General features: G+C 65.7%; 16 protein-coding genes. 4 read left to right on the top strand and 12 right to left on the bottom strand.

The genetic code is table 11. The features are described from left to right. Nucleotides 1-7: 7 nt before the first annotated feature. Nucleotides 8-430: a rubrerythrin family protein gene (locus tag SVA_RS03490; protein ID WP_096458877.1), complete on the bottom strand. Its 423-nt coding sequence runs from the start codon at nt 428-430 to the stop codon at nt 8-10. A 396-nt stretch (nt 431-826) separates the two neighbouring features. Between SVA_RS03490 and pilB the strand changes: the two genes are divergently transcribed. From pilB to coaE, 4 genes are read left to right on the top strand one after another with little or no spacing between them, the layout of a single operon-like run. After that, entirely contained in the window at nt 827-2,545 is a 1,719-nt protein-coding gene (gene pilB / locus SVA_RS03485; RefSeq protein WP_096458873.1) for a type IV-A pilus assembly ATPase PilB, read from the top strand. Next, nucleotides 2,545-3,771: a type II secretion system F family protein gene (locus SVA_RS03480; RefSeq protein WP_096458870.1), complete on the top strand. Its 1,227-nt coding sequence runs from the start codon at nt 2,545-2,547 to the stop codon at nt 3,769-3,771. Before pilB ends, SVA_RS03480 begins: the two co-directional genes overlap by 1 nt. Before the next feature lie 55 nt (nt 3,772-3,826). After that, nucleotides 3,827-4,684 (top strand): prepilin peptidase, encoded by an 858-nt coding sequence (locus SVA_RS03475; protein ID WP_096458867.1) that lies wholly within the window; start codon nt 3,827-3,829, stop codon nt 4,682-4,684. A 23-nt stretch (nt 4,685-4,707) separates the two neighbouring features. Continuing rightward, nucleotides 4,708-5,310 (top strand): dephospho-CoA kinase, encoded by a 603-nt coding sequence (gene coaE, locus SVA_RS03470; RefSeq protein WP_096458864.1) that lies wholly within the window; start codon nt 4,708-4,710, stop codon nt 5,308-5,310. Here the strand turns inward: coaE and SVA_RS03465 are convergent. The 11 genes from SVA_RS03465 to murC form a co-directional block, all read right to left on the bottom strand. Next, on the bottom strand, nt 5,307-6,299 hold the full coding sequence (locus SVA_RS03465) for a Nudix family hydrolase (RefSeq protein WP_096458861.1): 993 nt from the start codon (nt 6,297-6,299) through the stop codon (nt 5,307-5,309). The two genes, coaE and SVA_RS03465, sit on opposite strands and share 4 nt — an antisense overlap. A gap of 9 nt (nt 6,300-6,308) precedes the next feature. Then, nucleotides 6,309-7,526 carry a bifunctional glutamate N-acetyltransferase/amino-acid acetyltransferase ArgJ gene (gene argJ, locus SVA_RS03460; protein ID WP_096458858.1) on the bottom strand — a complete coding sequence of 406 codons (1,218 nt, stop codon included), beginning with the start codon at nt 7,524-7,526 and terminating at the stop codon, nt 6,309-6,311. 71 nt (nt 7,527-7,597) lie between these two features. Continuing rightward, nucleotides 7,598-10,291 carry a preprotein translocase subunit SecA gene (gene secA, locus SVA_RS03455; protein ID WP_096462809.1) on the bottom strand — a complete coding sequence of 898 codons (2,694 nt, stop codon included), beginning with the start codon at nt 10,289-10,291 and terminating at the stop codon, nt 7,598-7,600. A gap of 103 nt (nt 10,292-10,394) precedes the next feature. Continuing rightward, on the bottom strand, nt 10,395-11,315 hold the full coding sequence (locus SVA_RS03450; RefSeq protein ID WP_096458855.1) for a M23 family metallopeptidase: 921 nt from the start codon (nt 11,313-11,315) through the stop codon (nt 10,395-10,397). A gap of 67 nt (nt 11,316-11,382) precedes the next feature. Continuing rightward, on the bottom strand, nt 11,383-12,294 hold the full coding sequence (gene lpxC / locus SVA_RS03445) for a UDP-3-O-acyl-N-acetylglucosamine deacetylase (RefSeq protein ID WP_096458852.1): 912 nt from the start codon (nt 12,292-12,294) through the stop codon (nt 11,383-11,385). A gap of 249 nt (nt 12,295-12,543) precedes the next feature. After that, the gene (ftsZ, locus tag SVA_RS03440) at nt 12,544-13,686 is read right to left on the bottom strand and encodes a cell division protein FtsZ (RefSeq protein ID WP_096458849.1); all 1,143 of its coding nucleotides are present in this window, start codon (nt 13,684-13,686) and stop codon (nt 12,544-12,546) included. Between the two features lie 42 nt (nt 13,687-13,728). Further along, nucleotides 13,729-14,970: a cell division protein FtsA gene (gene ftsA, locus SVA_RS03435; RefSeq protein ID WP_096458846.1), complete on the bottom strand. Its 1,242-nt coding sequence runs from the start codon at nt 14,968-14,970 to the stop codon at nt 13,729-13,731. A 1-nt stretch (nt 14,971) separates the two neighbouring features. After that, nucleotides 14,972-15,757, bottom strand: a complete 786-nt coding sequence (locus tag SVA_RS03430) for a cell division protein FtsQ/DivIB (RefSeq protein WP_096458843.1) — start codon at nt 15,755-15,757, stop codon at nt 14,972-14,974. Beyond that, complete coding sequence (locus SVA_RS03425) at nt 15,744-16,661, bottom strand: D-alanine--D-alanine ligase (RefSeq protein WP_096458840.1); 918 nt, start codon at nt 16,659-16,661, stop codon at nt 15,744-15,746. Before SVA_RS03425 ends, SVA_RS03430 begins: the two co-directional genes overlap by 14 nt. After that, nucleotides 16,658-17,557, bottom strand: coding sequence for a UDP-N-acetylmuramate dehydrogenase (murB, locus tag SVA_RS03420; protein ID WP_096458837.1), 900 nt, complete (start codon nt 17,555-17,557; stop codon nt 16,658-16,660). Before murB ends, SVA_RS03425 begins: the two co-directional genes overlap by 4 nt. Further along, nucleotides 17,554-18,906: a UDP-N-acetylmuramate--L-alanine ligase gene (murC, locus tag SVA_RS03415; RefSeq protein ID WP_096462808.1), complete on the bottom strand. Its 1,353-nt coding sequence runs from the start codon at nt 18,904-18,906 to the stop codon at nt 17,554-17,556. Before murC ends, murB begins: the two co-directional genes overlap by 4 nt. Nucleotides 18,907-18,916: the final 10 nt, after the last annotated feature.

Below are 18,916 nucleotides of genomic sequence, written 5' to 3'. Positions count from 1 at the left end.
TTGCCGGTTACTTGCCGAGGGTGTCGAGCGCCTTCTGGAAGCGGTTGGCATGCGAGCGCTCCGCCTTGGCCAGGGTCTCGAACCAGTCGGCGATCTCCTCGAAGCCCTCGTCACGAGCCGCCTTCGCCATGCCGGGGTACATGTCCGTGTACTCGTGGGTTTCGCCCGCAATGGCCGCCTTCAGGTTCTTGGACGTCTCGCCGATCGGCAGACCGGTCGCCGGATCGCCCACCTGCTCGAGGTATTCGAGGTGTCCGTGGGCGTGGCCGGTCTCCCCTTCCGCGGTAGAGCGGAATACGGCCGCGACGTCGTTGTAGCCCTCGACATCCGCTTTCGAAGCGAAGTAGAGGTACCGGCGGTTCGCCTGGGACTCGCCGGCGAAGGCGTACTTGAGGTTCTCTTCGGTCTTGGTTCCTTTCAGGGACTTCATCGGATTTCGCTCCTCTGGGGGTTTTTCGACAGCAACCTGTTGACTTGGAAATGAAACAATCGAAGCAGTGCTCGATTTAGACCGATTCTAAATAGCTAAGGAACGGCAGTCAACGAGCTTACCGGTCGATTTTGCCGTCGTGTTGACGTGGATCAATCCGCTTCCCGGTCTATTCTCTATATGGCGCCCGCACGCGGAGGCACCGGACGAGGGGCGCCTGCCGCAACTTCCGCGGCCGACCCGCGATCCCGACATACGGACCACCCGGCGCGACTGATGCGGAAGGCATCCGCGAATCGGGCGTGATTTACTGCAGGAGCGGTTTGGCGCGCCCTTGTGGGGTGCACTAGTATTTTTTGTATTCGCAGCACGCCGGGCACCCAGAACCAACAAGCAATGGCGACGGTCAATCCCACCACGAATCTCAGCGGACTGGCGCTCCGGCTGGTCCGCGATAATCTCCTCACGCCGACCGACGCCGAACGCATTCAGTCGGAGGCGCTCGCCAGCAAGATGCCCTTCGTCAGCCGCCTGGTCGAAAGCAAGAAGCTCGATGCGGGCACGGTGGCCCGGATCGCGTCCGAGGAATTCGGCGTTCCGCTGTTCGACATCAACGCGCTGGACCTCGACAGCGCCCCCGTCAAGCTGGTCGACGAGAAGATCCTGCGTCGGCATCGCGTCCTGCCCTTGTTCAAACGCGGCACACGCCTTTACGTGGCCGTGGGCGATCCGACCAACCTGCAGGCCCTCGACGAGATCAAGTTCCATACCGGCCTTGGCACCGATCCGATCCTGGTAGAGGAAGACAAGCTCGTCACCGCCCTCGAGAAGTGCCTGGAGGCGAACGACACGACGCTGATGGACATGGCGTCGGACGACAGTCTCGAAAACCTCGAGATCGTCGCGGGACAGGAGGAAAAGGATGCCGCTCCTGCCGGTGAAGAGGGCGTCAACGAAGCGCCGATCGTCAAGTTCGTGAACAAGGTCCTGATGGACGCCATCAACAAGGGCGCATCGGACATACATATCGAACCGTATGAAAAGACCTACCGCGTGCGCTACCGGATGGACGGCATTCTGCACGAGGTGGCGAACCCCCCGCTTGCCCTCTCCAGCCGCATCGCGGCACGCATCAAGATCCTCTCCAAGCTCGACATCGCCGAGCGCCGGGTACCGCAGGACGGCCGCATCAAGATGCGCATCTCCAAGAACCGCGCGATCGACTTTCGTGTGAGCACGCTGCCCTGCCTCTGGGGCGAAAAGCTGGTGCTCCGTATCCTCGACCCGACATCGGCGACGCTTGGCGTCGACAAACTGGGTTTCGAGGCCGAGCAGAAAGAGGCGTTCCTGGAGGCGGTCAACCGGCCGTACGGCATGGTGCTCGTGACCGGACCGACCGGCAGCGGCAAGACGGTAACCCTCTACACCGCCCTCAACATCCTCAATACCGCCGACTCCAACATCTCCACCGCGGAAGACCCGGTGGAAATGAACGTGGCGGGCATCAACCAGGTGAACATCAACGAGAAGGCAGGCCTGACTTTTGCCGGGGCGCTTCGCGCCTTTCTCCGCCAGGACCCCGACATCATCATGGTCGGTGAAATACGCGACCTCGAGACTGCCGAGATCTCGATCAAAGCGGCGCAGACCGGCCACCTGGTGCTGTCGACGCTTCATACGAACGATGCCCCCGCGACCCTGACCCGCCTGGTCAACATGGGGGTGCCTCCGTTCAACATCGCGTCCTCGGTGCACCTCATCATCGCGCAGCGACTCGGCCGCCGGCTGTGCAACAACTGCAAGGCGCCGATCCAGGTTCCCCCCGAGGCCCTCATCAAGGCCGGCTTTCGGCAAAACGAGCTCGACGGTCTGACCGTCTTCGGACCCGTCGGTTGCGACGCCTGCAACAACGGCTATAAAGGGCGGGTGGGCATCTATCAGGTGATGCCGGTTTCGGAGGCGATGGGCGACATCATCATGCGCGGCGGCAACCAGCGGGACATCGAGCTGCAGGCGGAAAAAGAAGGCGTCTCCGACCTGCGGCGCTCCGGACTGCGCAAGGTGCGCGACGGCATCACGAGCCTCGAGGAAGTCGAGGCGGTGACCAACCAATAATGGCCGTCGCCGCAAAAAAGCCCCAGTTCGACGCCTATTCCTGGGAAGGCGTCGACAAGCAGGGCAAAAAAGTCAGGGGCGAGATGGAGGCGGCCAGCGTCGCGTTCGTCAACGCCACCCTTCGGCGACAGGGCATCAATCCCGTCAAGGTGGCGAAGCGCCGCAAGTCGCTCGGGTCGCTCAAAAAAAAGAAGATCAAACCAAAAGACATCGCCATCTTCACGCGCCAGCTCGCGACGATGTTGCAGGCCGGCATTCCGATCGCGCAGTCCTTCGAGATCGTGGGCAAGGGCCACGAAAACCCCTCTATGCAGGAGCTGATTCTCGGCATCAAGAACGACATCGAGTCCGGCACCAACCTCACGGCCGCCCTTTCCAAGCACCCGCTCTATTTCGACGCGCTCTACTGCAACCTGGTCGCCGCCGGGGAGCAGGCCGGCATCCTGGACAACATCCTCGACAAGGTCGCGACCTACAAGGAAAAGATCGAGGCGATCAAGGGAAAGATCAAATCCGCGCTCTTTTATCCGACCGCCGTCGTCGTCGTCGCGTTCATCATCACCGCGATCCTCCTGATGTTCGTCATTCCCCAGTTCGAGGATCTGTTCAAGGGCTTTGGGGCGGATTTGCCGGCGCTGACCCAGTTCGTCATAGGTCTTTCGCGCGCGTTCCGCGACAGCTGGTATCTCATATTCGGCACGATTATCGGCACGATCGTCACGGTCGGATACACCTACAGACGCTCTCCCAAAATGCAGCATGCGGTCGATCGTCTGACCCTCAAAGCGCCGATTGTCGGTGAGATCATCAAGAAGGCCACGATTGCCCGCTTTTCGCGTACGCTCGCCACAATGTTCGCCGCCGGCGTCCCTCTGGTGGAAGCGCTCGAGTCGGTCGCCGGCGCAGCGGGCAACCGTATCTATTACGAGGGCACGCAAGCGATACGGGCGGACGTCAGCACAGGCATGCAGTTGCAGGCGGCGATGAACGCGACCGGACTCTTCCCGAACATGGTGGTGCAGATGGTTGCGATCGGCGAGGAATCCGGTGAGCTGGACACGATGCTCGGCAAAGTCGCCGACTTTTACGAGCGGGAGGTCGATGACGCGGTTGCCGCACTCTCCAGCCTGCTTGAGCCCATCATCATGGCGTTCCTCGGCGTGGTTATCGGCGGCCTGGTCGTAGCAATGTACCTGCCCATCTTCAAAATGGGCTCGGTCGTATAATCAATCCCCTTTGTCTGGTTCACATCTCTTAGCGTACTTCGACCCGTTCGCCGAAATGCTCGCCGCCTACCCGGCTGCACTGTCCCTGCTCGCCGGTGTTCTGGGTCTTCTCGTCGGGAGCTTCCTGAACGTCGTCATCCACCGGCTTCCGATCATGCTGGAGCGCCGCTGGCGGGCCCAATGCCAGGAGCTCGCCGGACAGCCGGTCGAGCCGACGGAACGCTACGACCTCGTCGTGCCGCGTTCACGCTGTCCGCGCTGCGGGCATCGCATCTCCGCGATCGAAAACATCCCGCTCCTGTCGTTTTTGTGGTTGCGGGGCAAGTGCGCGGAATGCGCGCAACCGATCTCCTGGCGCTATCCCTCCGTGGAGCTCGTCTCGGGCCTCCTGTCCGCTGCCGTCGCTTGGCACTTCGGCTTCTCGCTCGCCGCCCTCGGCGCCCTGCTGCTGACCTGGTCCCTGATCGCTCTCAGCTTCATCGACTACGACCATCAGCTCCTGCCCGATGACATCACGCTTCCGCTCCTGTGGCTCGGGCTCGGGCTGAATCTCGCGGGCACCTATGTGTCGCTTTCTTCGGCGGTCATCGGCGCATTCGCCGGATACCTCAGCCTCTGGCTGGTTTACCAGGGATTCAAGCTGCTCACGGGCCGCGAGGGCATGGGTTACGGCGACTTCAAGCTGTTCGCCGCGTTCGGCGCATGGCTGGGGTGGCAGCAGCTGCCGCTGGTCATACTGCTGTCGTCCTTCCTCGGTGCCTTGATCGGCCTCGGTTTCATCCTGCTGCGCGGCCGCGATCGCAGCCTTCCCATTCCGTTCGGCCCCTTCCTGTGTCTCGCCGGCTGGGTCGCGCTCCTCTGGGGCGACACCATCACCCGGGCGTATCTGCAGTTTGCACGGTTTCCGGCCTGAGAGACCTCCGCTAAGCTTGACGGATGCTGCGTATCGGCCTCACCGGCGGTATCGGCAGCGGCAAGTCGACCGTGGCCGGCCTGTTCGCACGTCACGGCGTGCCGATCGTCGACACCGATGCTATCGCACGGGAGCTCGTCACTCCGGGTGCACCGGCGCTCGCTGAGATCGCCGCACGCTTCGGCCCCGAGATGCTGCTGCCCGACGGGACGCTCGACCGCCCGCGCCTCCGCTCCCGCGTGCTGGCCGACCCCGAGGAACGGCGCGCGCTCGAATCGATTCTGCACCCGCGCATACGAGAGGAGGTCGATCGGCGCCTGAACGCCCTGTCGGCGCCGTATGCCGTCATCGTGGTGCCATTGCTGCTGGAGACCGACTTCGAGTACCGCGTCGATCGCATCCTCGTGGTCGATGCAGGCGAGCAGCAGCAGATCGCGCGCACCGTGGCGCGGGGCGGAATTTCCGAAGAGGACGCGATGGCGACCATGCGCGCGCAGACGAGCCGCCAGGCGCGCCTGGCCGCCGCGGACGATGTACTGGACAACACCGGCGACCCGTCGTCCCTTGGCCCGGCGGTGGAGCGATTGCACCGGAGATACCTCGCCCTGGCCGGCACGAGTCTCTAACCGCGCAACCCCTTCACGCTGCTTCCGAAATCGCTTGCCCACGCGGCGCTCAGCAGGGCAACGCCGTGCGCGCCCGCCTGCCGGGCCTGCTCCACATCACGGGGCGCCATCCCCCCCAGCGCATAGACGGGAAGCGAAACCGCCCGGCAGAGCTCGCTCAAGCGCGCCCAGCCGAGCGGGGAAGCGCCGGGATGGCTCGACGTCGCCATGACCGGGGACACGACGGCAAAGTCCGCTTCGATCGCCTGCGCGTGGCGGAGCTCTTCCAGATCGTGGCACGAAGCGGCGACCCACAAATCGGGATCCAGCGGCCGCGCACGCATGGCCTTGAGCCGTCGGCTGCTCAAATGTACACCGTCCGCCCCGGCCGTTATGGCCAGTTCGGGATCGGCATTGACGAGGAGCTTCGCGCCGAAGCGATGGCAGAGCGCCGACATCTTCGTCGCACAGGCGAGGAGGCCGTCCGGGCCGAGGCCCGGCTCTCGCAGTTGCACCAGCCGGACGCCCCCTTCCAGGGCGCGCAAGAGCCGTTCGGCGAACAGGTCTTGGCCCAACCGGGCGACATCGCTGATGGCATACAGCGCGGGAAGCTGAAGCCTTCGCAGGATCGGGCGATCCGCGGCCGGAAACTCGGAGGGCCTCAGCTCGCTGACCTCTGCCCAGCGCGCCTCCTGCCCTTCCCGTCCGTGCGGCGTCCGGTCGTATCGCAGGATACGCCAGACATCGAGAAGAACAGCCAGGTCGGGATACGCGTGTCGGCTTCGTGCATACGGCGTCGCTTCCTGCACGTCGATTCCGAGCTCCTCGTGCAGCTCGCGACGCAATGCGTCCAGCGGGGCCTCGCCGACATCGACCTTCCCTCCCGGAAACTCCCATTTGCCGCCCTGATGGCGACCGTCCGGACGACGCGTGATGAAGATCCGGTCGCGGTCAAGCAACAGACCGGCGACGACGTGGATCGTCGATGTCGCCGACCGTCCGCCGTTCACGGACGTCGGCTATGTCCGGTATTCGGCATTGATGCGGACATAGTCATGGGAGAGGTCGCAGGTCCAGACCGTATCGGTCGCAGCGCCCATGCCGAGGGCGACGCGTACCGTGATCTCCGCCTGCGCCATCGCCTCCGCACCCCGGGCCTCCGTGTAGTCCGATGCGAGCGCGCCGCTCCTGACCACCGCGACGCCATTGAGCGAGATGCTGATGCGGTCCACGTCGAGTTCGGCGATCGGGGCGCGGCCGATCGCTGCGAGAATTCGACCCCAGTTCGGATCCGAGGCGAAAAAAGCGGTCTTGACCAGCGGTGAGTGTGCAATCGTGTAGGCGACCGCCAGGCAGTCTTCCTTCGACTTGCCCTCGGTCACCTCAATCGTGATGAACTTGGTCGCTCCCTCTCCATCCCGAACGATGGCACGTGCAAGCTGGGCGCATACTTCGCTCACGGCCTCCCGCAGGCGTTCGTAATCCGGACCGTCGACCTCGATCCTCGGGTTGCCTGCGCGCCCGGTGGCCAGGAGCACCAGGGCGTCGTTGGTCGACGTGTCTCCGTCGACGGTGATGCGGTTGAAGGACACGGCGGCCGCGGAACGCAGGCATCGGTCCAATGCGGCAGGACTCGCGTCCGCGTCGGTGGCAACGAAAGCGAGCATGGTCGCCATGTCGGGGCGAATCATCCCCGCCCCCTTCGCAATGCCGGTGACCGTAATCTCGCGTCCCCCCAGGATCATGCGGCGCGAGCTGCCCTTCGGAAGCGTGTCGGTGGTCATGATGCCGTACGCCGCTTCCGCCCAACCGTCGCCGGAAAGCGCGCTCACCGCTGCGGGCAACCCGGCGACCACCCGCTCGACAGGCAGGCGCTCGCCGATCACACCGGTCGAAAATGGCATGATCTCTTCCGGTGCGCAGCTGAGCCGCTGCGCGAGCGCCTGGCAGCACGCCCTTGCCGATTCGATTCCCGGCTGCCCGGTTCCCGCGTTCGCAAATCCGGTGTTGATCAGCAGCGCACGGGGCGGCCGCGCGGCCAGATGCTCACGCGCAACCTGAACCGGAGCGGCCGAGAACCGGTTGCGGGTGAATACGGCGGCCGCCTGCGTGCCCGGGGCGCACTCGATGACGACGAGATCCCGGCGATCCTTTTTCCGGATGCCAGCGCGGGAGGTACCGACGCGAATGCCTGAGACGGGGTGAAGTTCGGGGAGTGCGGTCAGGCCGACAGCCATTTGGTGCCCGATGGATGAGTCGCGATCGGCGAATCGTACACAGTCACCCGCCGTGAATCACGGGCGTGGGTTCACGCCAGCTTTCCGTGGCAGTGCTTGTACTTCTTGCCCGATCCGCAGGGACACGGCTGATTGCGCCCGACCTTCGGTTGCTTGCGCACCATCGGGCGCTGCGCAACCGCCACCTCGCTTTCTTCCTCTGCCTCCGCGTTCACGGACGGATGCAGAAACTGCATCTCCTGTGACGGCGGCGGGACGGGCTCGAACGCCTGGACGGTCTCCGGCTGCTGCAGCTGCACGCGCGCGAGGAGCGTGACCACCTCCTGCTTGACGCGCGCCAGCATGTCGGAAAAGAGCTCGAATGCCTCGCGCTTGTATTCCTGTTTGGGATTTTTCTGGGCGTAGCCCCGCAAATGGATGCCCTGGCGCAGGTAGTCCATCGCCGCCAGATGGTCCTTCCACTGCTGGTCCAGCACCTGCAGCATGACCGCCTTTTCGAGATGGCGCATCATGTCCGCGCCGATCGCTGCGGCCTTTTCCTCGTGAACCCTCTCGAGCTCGGCGACAACGCGATCGACGAGCTTCTCGTCATCCAGCCCCGAATCGTCGTCAAGCCATTGACGCAGGGGGAGACGCAGGTTGAACTCGCGCGCCAGGGCCTCCTCGAGCCCGCCCACGTCCCATTGCTCCTCGACGCTCTCCGAGGGCATGTGCTGCGCGACGAGCGCACTCACGATGTCGCGGCGAATCACCCGGATGCTCTCGGAGATGTCGTCCACATCCAGCAGCCGGTTGCGCTGCTCGTAGATGACCTTGCGCTGCTCGTTGGCGACGTCGTCGTACTCGAGCAGCTGCTTGCGTATGTCGAAGTTGCGGCCCTCGACCTTGCGCTGGGCGTTCTCGATCGCCTTCGTGACCCACGGGTGTTCGATCGCCTCGCCCTCTTCCATGCCCAATCGCTGCATGATGCCGGCCACGCGGTCCGAGCCGAAGATGCGGAGCAGGTTGTCCTCGAGCGAGAGGTAAAACCGCGATGAACCGGGGTCGCCCTGGCGCCCCGAGCGGCCGCGCAGCTGGTTGTCGATGCGCCGGGACTCGTGGCGCTCCGTGCCCAGGACGTGCAGGCCGCCTGCCGACACGACGAAGTCGTGCCGTTTCTGCCATTCGGCCATCATCTCCTGCTTCTTGGCCTCGTCGTCGCCGGCGGCCGCGATCTCCGCCGCCGGGTTGCCACCGAGAACGATGTCGGTGCCGCGGCCCGCCATATTGGTCGCGATCGTGACCGCCTTCGGACGGCCGGCCTGCGCGACGATGACCGCCTCCTTCTCGTGGTGCTTGGCGTTCAGCACCTGATGAGGAATCTTGTCCTTGTCCAGCAGGCGCGCGAGCTGCTCCGACGCTTCGATCGACGTGGTGCCGACCAGCACAGGCTGGCCGCGTTCGTAGCAGTCCTTGATGTCGGCGAGTATGGCCCCGTGCTTCTCGCGCGTGGTCCGGTAGACCTGGTCGCCCATGTCCTGGCGGATCATCGGGCGGTGCGTCGGCATCACCACCACCTCGAGCCCGTAGATCTGCTGGAACTCGAACGCCTCGGTATCGGCCGTGCCCGTCATGCCGGCGAGCTTTTCGTACAGGCGGAAGTAGTTCTGGAAGGTGATCGTCGCGAGCGTCTGGTTCTCGTTCTCGATCGGCACCCCCTCCTTGGCCTCCACCGCCTGGTGCAGACCCTCGGACCAGCGGCGCCCGACCATCATCCGGCCCGTGAATTCGTCGATGATGATCACCTGGCCGTCCCGCACGATGTAATCGACGTCGCGCTTGTAGAGCGCGTGCGCGCGCAGCGCCGCGTTCAGGTGGTGCATGAGCGCCAGGCTCGAGACGTCGTAGAGGTTACCGCCTTGCTCGAGCAGGCCCGCCTGAACCAGAAGCCGCTCGACCTTGTCGTGACCGGCCTCGGTGAGAAACGCCTGCCGGGTCTTTTCGTCGACGCTGTAGTCGCCGGGGCCGTCCTCGGTCTCCTGCCGGTCCAGCTTGGGGATGATGGCGTTGATCTTGAGATACAGGTCCGTCGTCTCTTCGGACGGGCCGGAGATGATCAGCGGCGTACGCGCCTCGTCGATCAGGATCGAGTCGACCTCGTCCACGATCGCGTAGTGCAGGCCTCGCTGAACGCGATCCTCGGCCCGAAAGGCCATGTTATCGCGGAGGTAATCGAAACCGTACTCGTTGTTCGTGCCGTACGTGATGTCGGCGGCATACGCCGCGCGCTTCGCCTCGCGATCCTGTCCCGGTACGACCACCCCCACGGTCATGCCGAGGAAGTTGTAGAGTTTCCCCATCCATTCGGCGTCGCGGCGGGCCAGGTATTCGTTCACGGTCACGACGTGCACGCCCCGGCCCGTCAGCGCGTTCAGGTACACCGACAGGGTCGCGACCAGGGTCTTTCCTTCGCCGGTCTTCATCTCGGCGATCTTGCCTTCGTGCAGCACGATGCCGCCGACCAGCTGGACATCGAAATGCCGCATGCCGAGCGAGCGTTTGGACCCTTCGCGCACGACGGCGAAGGCCTCCGGGAGCAGGGCATCCAGCGTCTCGCCCTGCGAGAGCCGCGTCTTGAACTCCGCTGTCTTGGCCCGCAACGCCTCGTCGGAAAGCGAAGCCACACCCGGCTCGAGCGCGTTGACGCGCTCCACCTGCTTCTGCATGGCCTTGAGAAGACGCGCGTTACGCGAGCCGAAAACCTTGGTGAGTGCCTTGGTGATGATCATATGCGCCTGCGGAAAACCCGCAGGGGGTCGGCCAGGAGCCGGGGATTATGGAGGAAAACGAAGGCGACTTGAAGCCAAGTCAAGCCCGAAGCGCCGCCGTTCAACGCGCGGCGCGCAAATACCCCGCCGGATTCACCGCCCGCCCGTCCTTCAGCACCTCGACGTGCACGTGCGGGCCGGTGGAGCGCCCGGAGGAGCCGACGAGGGCGAGGGCGTCGCCGCGACCGACCTTGTCGCCCACCTTGACGAGGAGCGAGAGCAGGTGGGCGTAGCGCGTGACGAGCCCGCTTGCGTGGGTGACCTCGACGACCCGCCCGTAGTTCGACTTCTCCCCGGCGTAGGACACGACCCCGTCGGCCATGGCGCGGATGGGGGAACCGAGCTTGGCGGCGATGTCCACCCCCTCGTGGTAGGCGAGCCGCCCGGTGAAGGGATCGGCGCGGGTGCCGAAGTGCGAGGACACGAACCCCCCGTCGGCGGGCCAGCCGGCCGGGGTCACGGCATCGGTGAGCCGCCGGTCGAGCAGCAGCGTCTCGAGGGCCTGGAGCTTGGCCTTGGAGGCGGTGATCTCGAGGGAGAGCCGATCGAGGCTCGCGAGCACGTCGAGCCCGCCGGGCATGCCGGTCTGCTCCGGGCCGCCTTGGGCGACCTCGGTCTCGAAATTGAATTCCCGACGGTCGAGCCCGGCCATGTTGGTGAGCCGGCCCCCGAGGGCATTGAGGCGCAGCACCTGAGCCTGGAGCTGCCCGAGCTTCAGGGCCAGCGCGTTCAGGTGGGTGGAGGCCTCGAGCTTGGCCGCCTCGAGCGCGGTCGCCTGGCGCGCGAGCTCTTCGCCGTAGGCCGACACCAGGCTCTGTTCGCCCGAATGGCGCTCGAGGAGCGCGTGGATCCTGAAGGTGAGCACGCCGAAAAAAAGCGGCAGGAACAGCCCCCCGATGAGAAGGATCACCAGGAGGTGGCGGTGGGAGAGGCAGGAATTCTTGCCGCTGCCCGGACGGCCCGGGACGAGGATGATCTGCATCGCAGTCTCTGTCGTTATTCTCGGTCGCCCGCGGAGGCGGACGATCGCCCCTACCCCGAGGCGTAGATCAGGCTGCCGGAACCGTTCGGATGAACGAGATCGGCGCCTCTTCGTTTTCGTCGTACGTCAGAATTTCCCACGCGTCCTGCTGCGTGATGAGCCGGCGCAGCAGGCGATTGTTCAGCGAGTGGCCGGACTTGTACGCGCTGAAGGCCCCGATCAGCGGATGGCCGAGCAGGTACAGATCGCCGATCGCGTCGAGCACCTTGTGCTTGACGAACTCGTCCTCGTAACGCAAACCGTCGTCGTTCAGGATCCGGAAGTCGTCCAGCACGATGGCGTTGTCGACGCCGCCTCCGCGCGCGAGCCCCGCGGAGCGCAGGGACTCGAGATCGGCCATGAAGCCGAAGGTGCGCGCCCGGCTCACTTCCTTGACAAACGAAGTCGTGGAGAAATCGACGGTCGCCCGCTGCGTCGCATCGCGGAACATCGGATGATCGAAGTCGATCGCGAAGGAAACCTTGAATCCCTCGAACGGTTCGAATGCCGCCCACTTGTCGTCGTCTTCGATCACGATGCGCCGTTTGATCCGAATGAAGCGCTTCGGCGTCGTTTGTTCTGCAATGCCGGCGGACTGGATCAGGAACACGAAAGGACCGGCGCTCCCGTCCATGATCGGCACTTCCGGAGCGGTAAGCTCGACGTAAGCGTTGTCGATGCCCATTCCCGCGAAGGCGGACATCAGGTGTTCCACGGTGGAAACGCGCACGCCGTTGCTTTCGAGCGTGGTCGAGAGGCGTGTGTCGGAGACGTTCTCGGGGCACGCCCGGATCTCGACGGGTTCCTTGAGATCGACGCGGCGGAAGACGATGCCGGTTTCGACCGGTGCCGGGCGCAGCGTGAGGTAAACCTTCTCGCCCGTATGCAATCCCACTCCGGTGGCCCGAATGACATTCTTCAGTGTGCGTTGCTTAATCATTAAAAAACTTCTTGTATTTTTTTGATCACAAATTTTTGGAGAAACGCAACGCTCACGCGGTTCAGAAGAAAACGCAAGCCACTGCGGCGGCGCAGGGATACCGGTGCACGCCTACCATCCTCCGGAAAAACAAGGATTTCGGCCTTAATTTAAGGTCAAAAACTGAGCTCTGTCCAGCAACAGGGAGAAGGACTTACCCTACCGTTCACCTTCCCCCGACAAGCGGCGGGGTCGTTTTCGACCGGGCTTCTAGTCCGCCTGCTTCCTCAGGAACGCGGGAATATCCAGGTACTCGAGTGCTCCCTCCCGGGTGGCTTCGGCCGTCGATCGATCGACCCGCCTGTGGCGGATTACCGTGGGCGTATCGAGAGACTCGTAATCCGTTGTTCCCGTTCCGGTTTTTACCACCTTATAAGGCTGTGGCTGCTTCCTGCGTTCCTGGCCCAAGCCGGTCGCCACGACCGTGACCCGCAGTTCGTCCGTCATATCCGGCTCGATTACCGTGCCGATCACCACGGTGGCGTCTTCCGATGCGAACTCCTTGATCGTATTGCCGACTTCTTCGAACTCGCCGATCGACATGGTGAGCCCGGCCGTGATGTTCACCAGCAGCCCGCGGGCTCCCGAGATGTTGATGTCCTCGAGGAGCGGGCTCGAGATCGCGGCGATCGCCGCCTCCTGCGCGCGTCCCTCCCCCCTCGCGGTGGCCGCACCCATCATCGCCATTCCCATCTCCGACATCACGGTACGCACATCGGCGAAGTCCACATTAATAAGTCCGGGGCGGGTGATGAGCTCGGCGATGCCCTGTACCGCGTTTTGCAGTACCTGGTTCGCCCGCCCGAAGGCGTCGAGCAGGGTCGAACCCTTGCCGAGGACGGAGAGCAGCTTCTCGTTCGGAATAGTAATGATGGAGTCCACGTACTCCCCCAACTCGCGGATACCCTGATCCGCGACCGCCATGCGCTTCTTGCCTTCGAATGGGAACGGCTTCGTCACGACGGCGACGGTCAGGATACCCATGTCCTTTGCCACCTGCGCGACGACGGGCGCGGCGCCCGTGCCGGTGCCGCCCCCCATGCCCGCGGTGATGAACACCATGTCCGCCCCGGCCAGCACCTCCGCCAGGCGCTCCCGGTCCTCGACCGCGGCCTGGCGGCCGACACCCGGGTCGGCCCCGCAGCCGAGCCCCTTGGTGAGATTGGTGCCGAGCTGCAGGATGGTCTTCGCCTGTGAACGCTTGAGTGCCTGGGCGTCGGTATTCGCGCTGATGAACTCGACCCCGTCGATGTTCGCGCTGACCATATGGTCGATGGCGTTGCCGCCTCCGCCGCCCACGCCTATCACCTTGATGACGGCCTGCTGGCCGTACGTATCCATCAGTTCAAACATGTCGCGCCTCCGAATGTTCTAAAGTTGGTTGTTCGGTACATCTCAGAAATTTCCCTCGAACCAGCTCCGCATCTTTCCCCACAGCCCCTTGACGCCGTTCACCGCGCCGGGGCGGGGGACGAAGCCCTTGCCCTGGCGCGCTCTGGCCCCGTGCAGCACGAGACCCACGCCCGTGGCGAAGATCGGGTTCTGCACCACGCCCTTGAGTCCGCCGATGTATTGCGGCACTCCGAGCCGGACCGGCATGTGAAACACCTCTTCCGCGAGATCGATCATGCCTTCCATCTTGCTCGATCCACCCGTCAGCACGATGCCGCTGCCGAGCAGATCCTCGAACCCCGAACGCCGAAGCTCCGCCTGCACCAGCCCGTAGAGCTCCTCGACGCGTGGCTCGATGACCTCGGCAAGCATCTGCCGCGACAGCTTGCGCGGCGGGCGCTCACCCACGCTCGGGACCTCGATGGTGTCGTCGCGGTGCGCGAGCTGCGTGAGCGCGCAGCCGTATTTCTGCTTCAGATCCTCGGCATACTGGGTGGGCGTGCGCAGCGCGATCGCGATGTCGTTCGTCACCTGGTCTCCCGCGATCGGCAACACCGACGTGTGGCGGATGGCGCCGTCCGTGTACACCGAGATGTCCGTGGTCCCGCCTCCGATGTCGACCAGACAGACGCCGAGCTCCTTTTCGTCGTCGGTCAATGTCGAGGTGCTCGAAGCGAGCTGCTCCAGAATGACGTCGTCGACCTCGAGGCCGCACCGGCGCACGCACTTGATGATGTTCTGGGCGGCGGACACCGCGCCCGTCACGATGTGGACCTTCGCCTCGAGCCGGACCCCGCTCATCCCGATCGGCTCGCGGATACCGTCCTGCTTGTCGATGATGAACTCCTGCGGGAGGATGTGGAGGATCTTCTGGTCCGCGGGCATCGCCACCGCGCGCGCCGCCTCGATCACGCGCTCCACGTCACCCGGGCCGACCTCCTTGTCCTTGATCGCCACGATCCCGTGCGAATTGATCGAGGCGATGTGCGAACCCGCGATGCCGGCGTAGACCGAGTGGATCTGGCAGCCGGCCATGAGCTCGGCCTCCTCGACGGCCCGCTGTATCGACTGCACGGTCGACTCGATGTTGACCACCACGCCGCGGCGCATGCCGCGCGACGGATGGTGTCCCACGCCGATGACCTCCACCTCGCCCGTGGCGCCCACCTCGCCTACGATCGCGAGCACCTTCGAGGTGCCGATGTCGAGCCCCACCACCAGTCGGTTATCGTCTTTCTTCGCCATGTCAGCCCTCGTTGCGCGGCGCCGTCGCGCCCGCCACCCGCATCCCCTCCCGCCGGCGCCACTCGACTGCGAATCCGTTCGTGTACCGCAGGTCCACCAGACGTACCGCGCCCGCCTGCGATGCGAGCGTCGTGGCGTAGAAGCGCGCAAACCGGGCGAGCCGCTTCTGCGGTTGCTCGTGGTCGAGCACGAGCGTCAGCCGGAGTTCCTCCGGCCCTTCGAGATCCAGGCGCCAGCTGCGCCGCGGCGTCAGCGAGGCGCCTGCCAGCTTCAATCCCGCTGGAGCAAGCGCGCGACCGAAGTCCTCGTAGGCCGCCAGCACCTGGGCCGCCGTCCCGTCGGGACCTTCGAGACGGGGCAGGCCCTCCGCATCCGTGACTTGAACGTGGACGACCTCTCCGCTCGCGTTCAGCCAGGCGTCGTCACGCCATCGCGCAACCACTCGCTGCTCGGTGAATTCCACGTGCAGGTCCTGCGGAAAGGCACGGCGGACCGAGACCCGGTGCACCCACGGAATGTCTTCGAGCTGCCGCTTCACCGCGTCGAGATCGACCAGAAAGAAATTGGCTCGCACGAGCGGCAGCACGGCGCTCTCGAGTTCCGCGTGCGTCACGCGGCGGAACGGGCCCTCGAAGCGGATGCTCGCGACCGGAAAATTCTGCGTGCGCAGCGCCCAGTCGACGCCGTAGGAGACCGAGACCAGCAGCCCCAGCGCGAGCAGGAGCAGCGCGCCGGTTCTAAGGGCGCCGCGATCGGCACGCGGCTTCGTCGCTTCAGCGCGTCGCATCGGCCGTCTCCAGGATCCGCAATACGAGCTCGTCGAAGGTAATCCCGGCCTCGCGCGCCGCCATCGGCACGAGACTGTGGCCCGTCATGCCGGGCGAGGTGTTGACCTCGAGGAAGCAGGGGTTGCCGCCGGCATCGAGCATGGCGTCCACCCGGCCCCAACCCTCGCATCCCACCGCGCGATAGGCCTGCAGCGCCTGTTCCTGAATGGCCCGTTCCTGCGCCGCCGGCAGACCGCTCGGGCAGTAGTAGCGCGTTTCGTCCGAGAAGTATTTGGCCTCGTAGTCGTAGAAGCCGCCGGCCGCCTCCACCCGCACCAGAGGCAGAGCGGTGTCCTGAAGGATGGCGACCGTCACCTCGGCACCGCTCACGAATTCCTCGGCCAGCACGAGCCGGTCGCGCTCGGCCGCCTTGTGGTAGGCGGCCGGCAGGTCCTCGGCGCGGGTGACTTTGGTGATGCCGATCGTCGAGCCCTCCCGCGCCGGCTTCACGATCAGCGGCAGGCCGAGCCCGGCGGCGATCTGCGCGAGATCCGTCGCGGGCTCGAGCAGCGCGTGTCGCGGCGTCCGGATTCCCAGCGCCTGCCACACGAGCTTGGTGCGCCACTTGTCCATGCCGAGCGCGGAAGCGAGCACGCCGCTGCCCGTGTAGGGAATACCCATGAGCTCGAGCGCGCCCTGGACCGTCCCGTCTTCGCCGTAGCGGCCGTGAAGCGCGATGAAGGCGCGCGCGAACTGCTCGCTCTTGAGATCCTCGAGCGGCCGCTCCGCCGGATCGAACGGATGCGCCTTCACGCCCTGGCGCTGAAGAGCCTCGAGCACGGCGGTGCCGCTCATGAGCGAGATTTCGCGTTCCGCCGAGCGTCCGCCGAGCAACACCGCCACCTTCCCGTACTCGCGCTTCAAGCCGCCTCCCCGATGATTCGCACTTCGGGCTCGAGGCGGACACCGAAGCGACGCTCCACGGTGGCGCGCACGTGCTCGATGAGGCGCTCGATTTCGCCCGCGGTAGCGCCACCGGTATTCACGATGAAGTTCGCGTGCAGCTCGGAGACGCACGCCGCGCCCATGCAGACCCCCTTGAGGCCGGCGGCCTCGATGAGCCGCGCCGCGTGGTCGCCGGGCGGGTTCTTGAAGACCGAACCGGCGTTCGGGAGCTGCGTCGGCTGCGTCGCGCCGCGCTTCGCCAGCAACGACTTGATGAGCATCTTCCCGTTGGGGAGCTCGCCCTGCCGGAGCTTCAGTACGGCGGCGAGAAACCACTCTTGCGCCGGCGCCTCCACCGAGCGGTAACCGACGCGGTACTCGCTCGCGGGACGCGTGCGCCGTTCGCCGTGACGGTCCACCACTTCGACCGCCTCCACGAGAGACCAGAACTCGCCGCCGAAGGCGCCCGCGTTCATCGCGAGCGCGCCGCCGATCGTGCCGGGGATGCCGGCGAGGAACTCGGCACCCGTCAGGCCGTGCTCGACGCTGAAACGGGCTACCTTCGCGCTCGCGACGCCCGCCTCCGCGCGAATGCGCTCCGGGTCGAGCAGCGACAACCCGCTCAGAGCGCCACCGGTCGCGATCACCGTTCCGCGCACGCCCCGGTCGCGCACGAGCAGGTTGCTGCCGAGGCCGACCCAGTGGATGGGTTCGTCCGCCGACAGGCGCGCGAGGAAAGCCACCAGATCGTCGATATCGGCGGGGATGTAGAAGCGCTCGGCCGGTCCGCCGGCGCGCCAGCTCGTGTGACGTGCCATCGGCTCGTCCTCGAGCAACCGTCCGCGCAGACCGGTCGGGTTCTGGAGGGCGGTCATCCCATCCTCCGAGCCGCGACCGCGCGCGGCAGCGCCGCGGCCACCTGGCCGATGTTTCCGGCGCCGAGCGTGAGCAGCACGTCGTTCGGCTGCAGCACGTCCTTGAGCATCTCGGGAAGCGCCTGCACGTCGGCAACGAAGACCGGATCGACCTTGCCGCGCGCGCGGATGGCGCGGGCGAGCGCGCGCCCGTCGGCGGTGCTGATCGGGGGTTCGCCGGCCGCATACACCTCCGTCAGCAGGAGCGCGTCGACCTCGGCGAGCACCGCGGCGAAGTCGTCGAGCAGGTCGTGCGTGCGCGTGTAGCGGTGCGGCTGGAAGGCGACGACCAGGCGCCGCCCCGGCCAGGCGGCGCGCGCCGCCTCGACGGTCGCGGCGATCTCCCGCGGGTGATGGCCGTAGTCGTCGACCAGGGTCACCTCGCCTCCGTCGACGGCGATGTTTCCGTTGATCTGAAAGCGGCGGTCGATGCCCGCAAAGTCCGCGAGCGCCTCGCAGATCGCCTCGCGCTTCACGCCCACTTCGAACGCCACGGCGATCGCCGCCAGGGCGTTCAGCACGTTGTGCCGGCCCGGGTGGTTCAGCGTCACTTCCATGAAGGCCGGATCGGCCGCCCGTTCCACGCGAAAGCGCATTCGCAGGCCGTCCGCGCGGATGTCGCAGGCACGCAGGTCGGCGCCGGGCCGGGTCCCGTAGGTGAGCACGGGCTTGTGCACCCGGGGCGCGATCTCCGCCACCGACGGATCGTCGAGGCAAAGCACCGCGAGCCCGTAAAACGGGAGGTTGTGCAGGAACTCGACGAAGGCGTGCTTCAGTCGGCCGAAATCCCCTCCATAGGTCGCCATGTGATCGGCGTCGATGTTCGTGACGACCGCGATCAGCGGCTGAAGGTGCAGGAACGAGGCGTCGCTCTCGTCCGCTTCGGCGACCAGGTACTCGCCCTTGCCGACGCGCGCGTTCGCCCCGGCGCTGTTCAGGCGCCCGCCGATGACGAAGGTGGGATCGAGCCCGCCCGCCGCCAGACAGCTCGCGATGAGGCTCGTCGTGGTGGTCTTGCCGTGCGTGCCCGCGACCGCGATCCCGCGCGACAGCCTCATGAGCTCGCCCAGCATCTCGGCGCGGGGGATCACCGGGATCTTCGCCGCGCGCGCCGCGACGACCTCCGGGTTGTCCCCGCTCACCGCGGACGAAATCACCACCACGTCCGCGGCGCCGATCAGCCGGGTGTCGTGCCCGATGTGCACGGGGACGCCGAGCGACTGCAGGCGCCGCGTGTTGGTGCCTTCGCGGGCGTCCGAACCGGTGACGCGGTAGCCCTGGTTGTGCAGGACCTCGGCGATGCCGCACATGCCCGCGCCG

Origin of the sequence: Sulfurifustis variabilis, from assembly GCF_002355415.1 — a bacterium.
GTDB classification, from domain to species: domain Bacteria; phylum Pseudomonadota; class Gammaproteobacteria; order Acidiferrobacterales; family Sulfurifustaceae; genus Sulfurifustis; species Sulfurifustis variabilis.
Note: the sequence above shows the minus strand (reverse complement) of the source record. Positions and strands in the feature narration are given on the sequence as shown.

Excerpts from the sequence above, each read along its gene's own strand:
- lpxC (WP_096458852.1), bottom strand. The coding sequence starts at position 12,294 with ATGATTAAGCAACGCACACTGAAGAATGTCATTCGGGCCACCGGAGTG.
- murB (WP_096458837.1), bottom strand. The coding sequence starts at position 17,557 with ATGACCGCCCTCCAGAACCCGACCGGTCTGCGCGGACGGTTGCTCGAG.
- coaE (WP_096458864.1), top strand. The coding sequence starts at position 4,708 with ATGCTGCGTATCGGCCTCACCGGCGGTATCGGCAGCGGCAAGTCGACC.
- SVA_RS03450 (WP_096458855.1), bottom strand. The coding sequence starts at position 11,315 with ATGCAGATCATCCTCGTCCCGGGCCGTCCGGGCAGCGGCAAGAATTCC.
- argJ (WP_096458858.1), bottom strand. The coding sequence starts at position 7,526 with ATGGCTGTCGGCCTGACCGCACTCCCCGAACTTCACCCCGTCTCAGGC.
- SVA_RS03490 (WP_096458877.1), bottom strand. The coding sequence starts at position 430 with ATGAAGTCCCTGAAAGGAACCAAGACCGAAGAGAACCTCAAGTACGCC.
- murC (WP_096462808.1), bottom strand. The coding sequence starts at position 18,906 with ATGTGCGGCATCGCCGAGGTCCTGCACAACCAGGGCTACCGCGTCACC.
- ftsZ (WP_096458849.1), bottom strand. The coding sequence starts at position 13,686 with ATGTTTGAACTGATGGATACGTACGGCCAGCAGGCCGTCATCAAGGTG.
- SVA_RS03480 (WP_096458870.1), top strand. The coding sequence starts at position 2,545 with ATGGCCGTCGCCGCAAAAAAGCCCCAGTTCGACGCCTATTCCTGGGAA.
- SVA_RS03475 (WP_096458867.1), top strand. The coding sequence starts at position 3,827 with ATGCTCGCCGCCTACCCGGCTGCACTGTCCCTGCTCGCCGGTGTTCTG.
- SVA_RS03430 (WP_096458843.1), bottom strand. The coding sequence starts at position 15,757 with ATGCGACGCGCTGAAGCGACGAAGCCGCGTGCCGATCGCGGCGCCCTT.
- pilB (WP_096458873.1), top strand. The coding sequence starts at position 827 with ATGGCGACGGTCAATCCCACCACGAATCTCAGCGGACTGGCGCTCCGG.
- ftsA (WP_096458846.1), bottom strand. The coding sequence starts at position 14,970 with ATGGCGAAGAAAGACGATAACCGACTGGTGGTGGGGCTCGACATCGGC.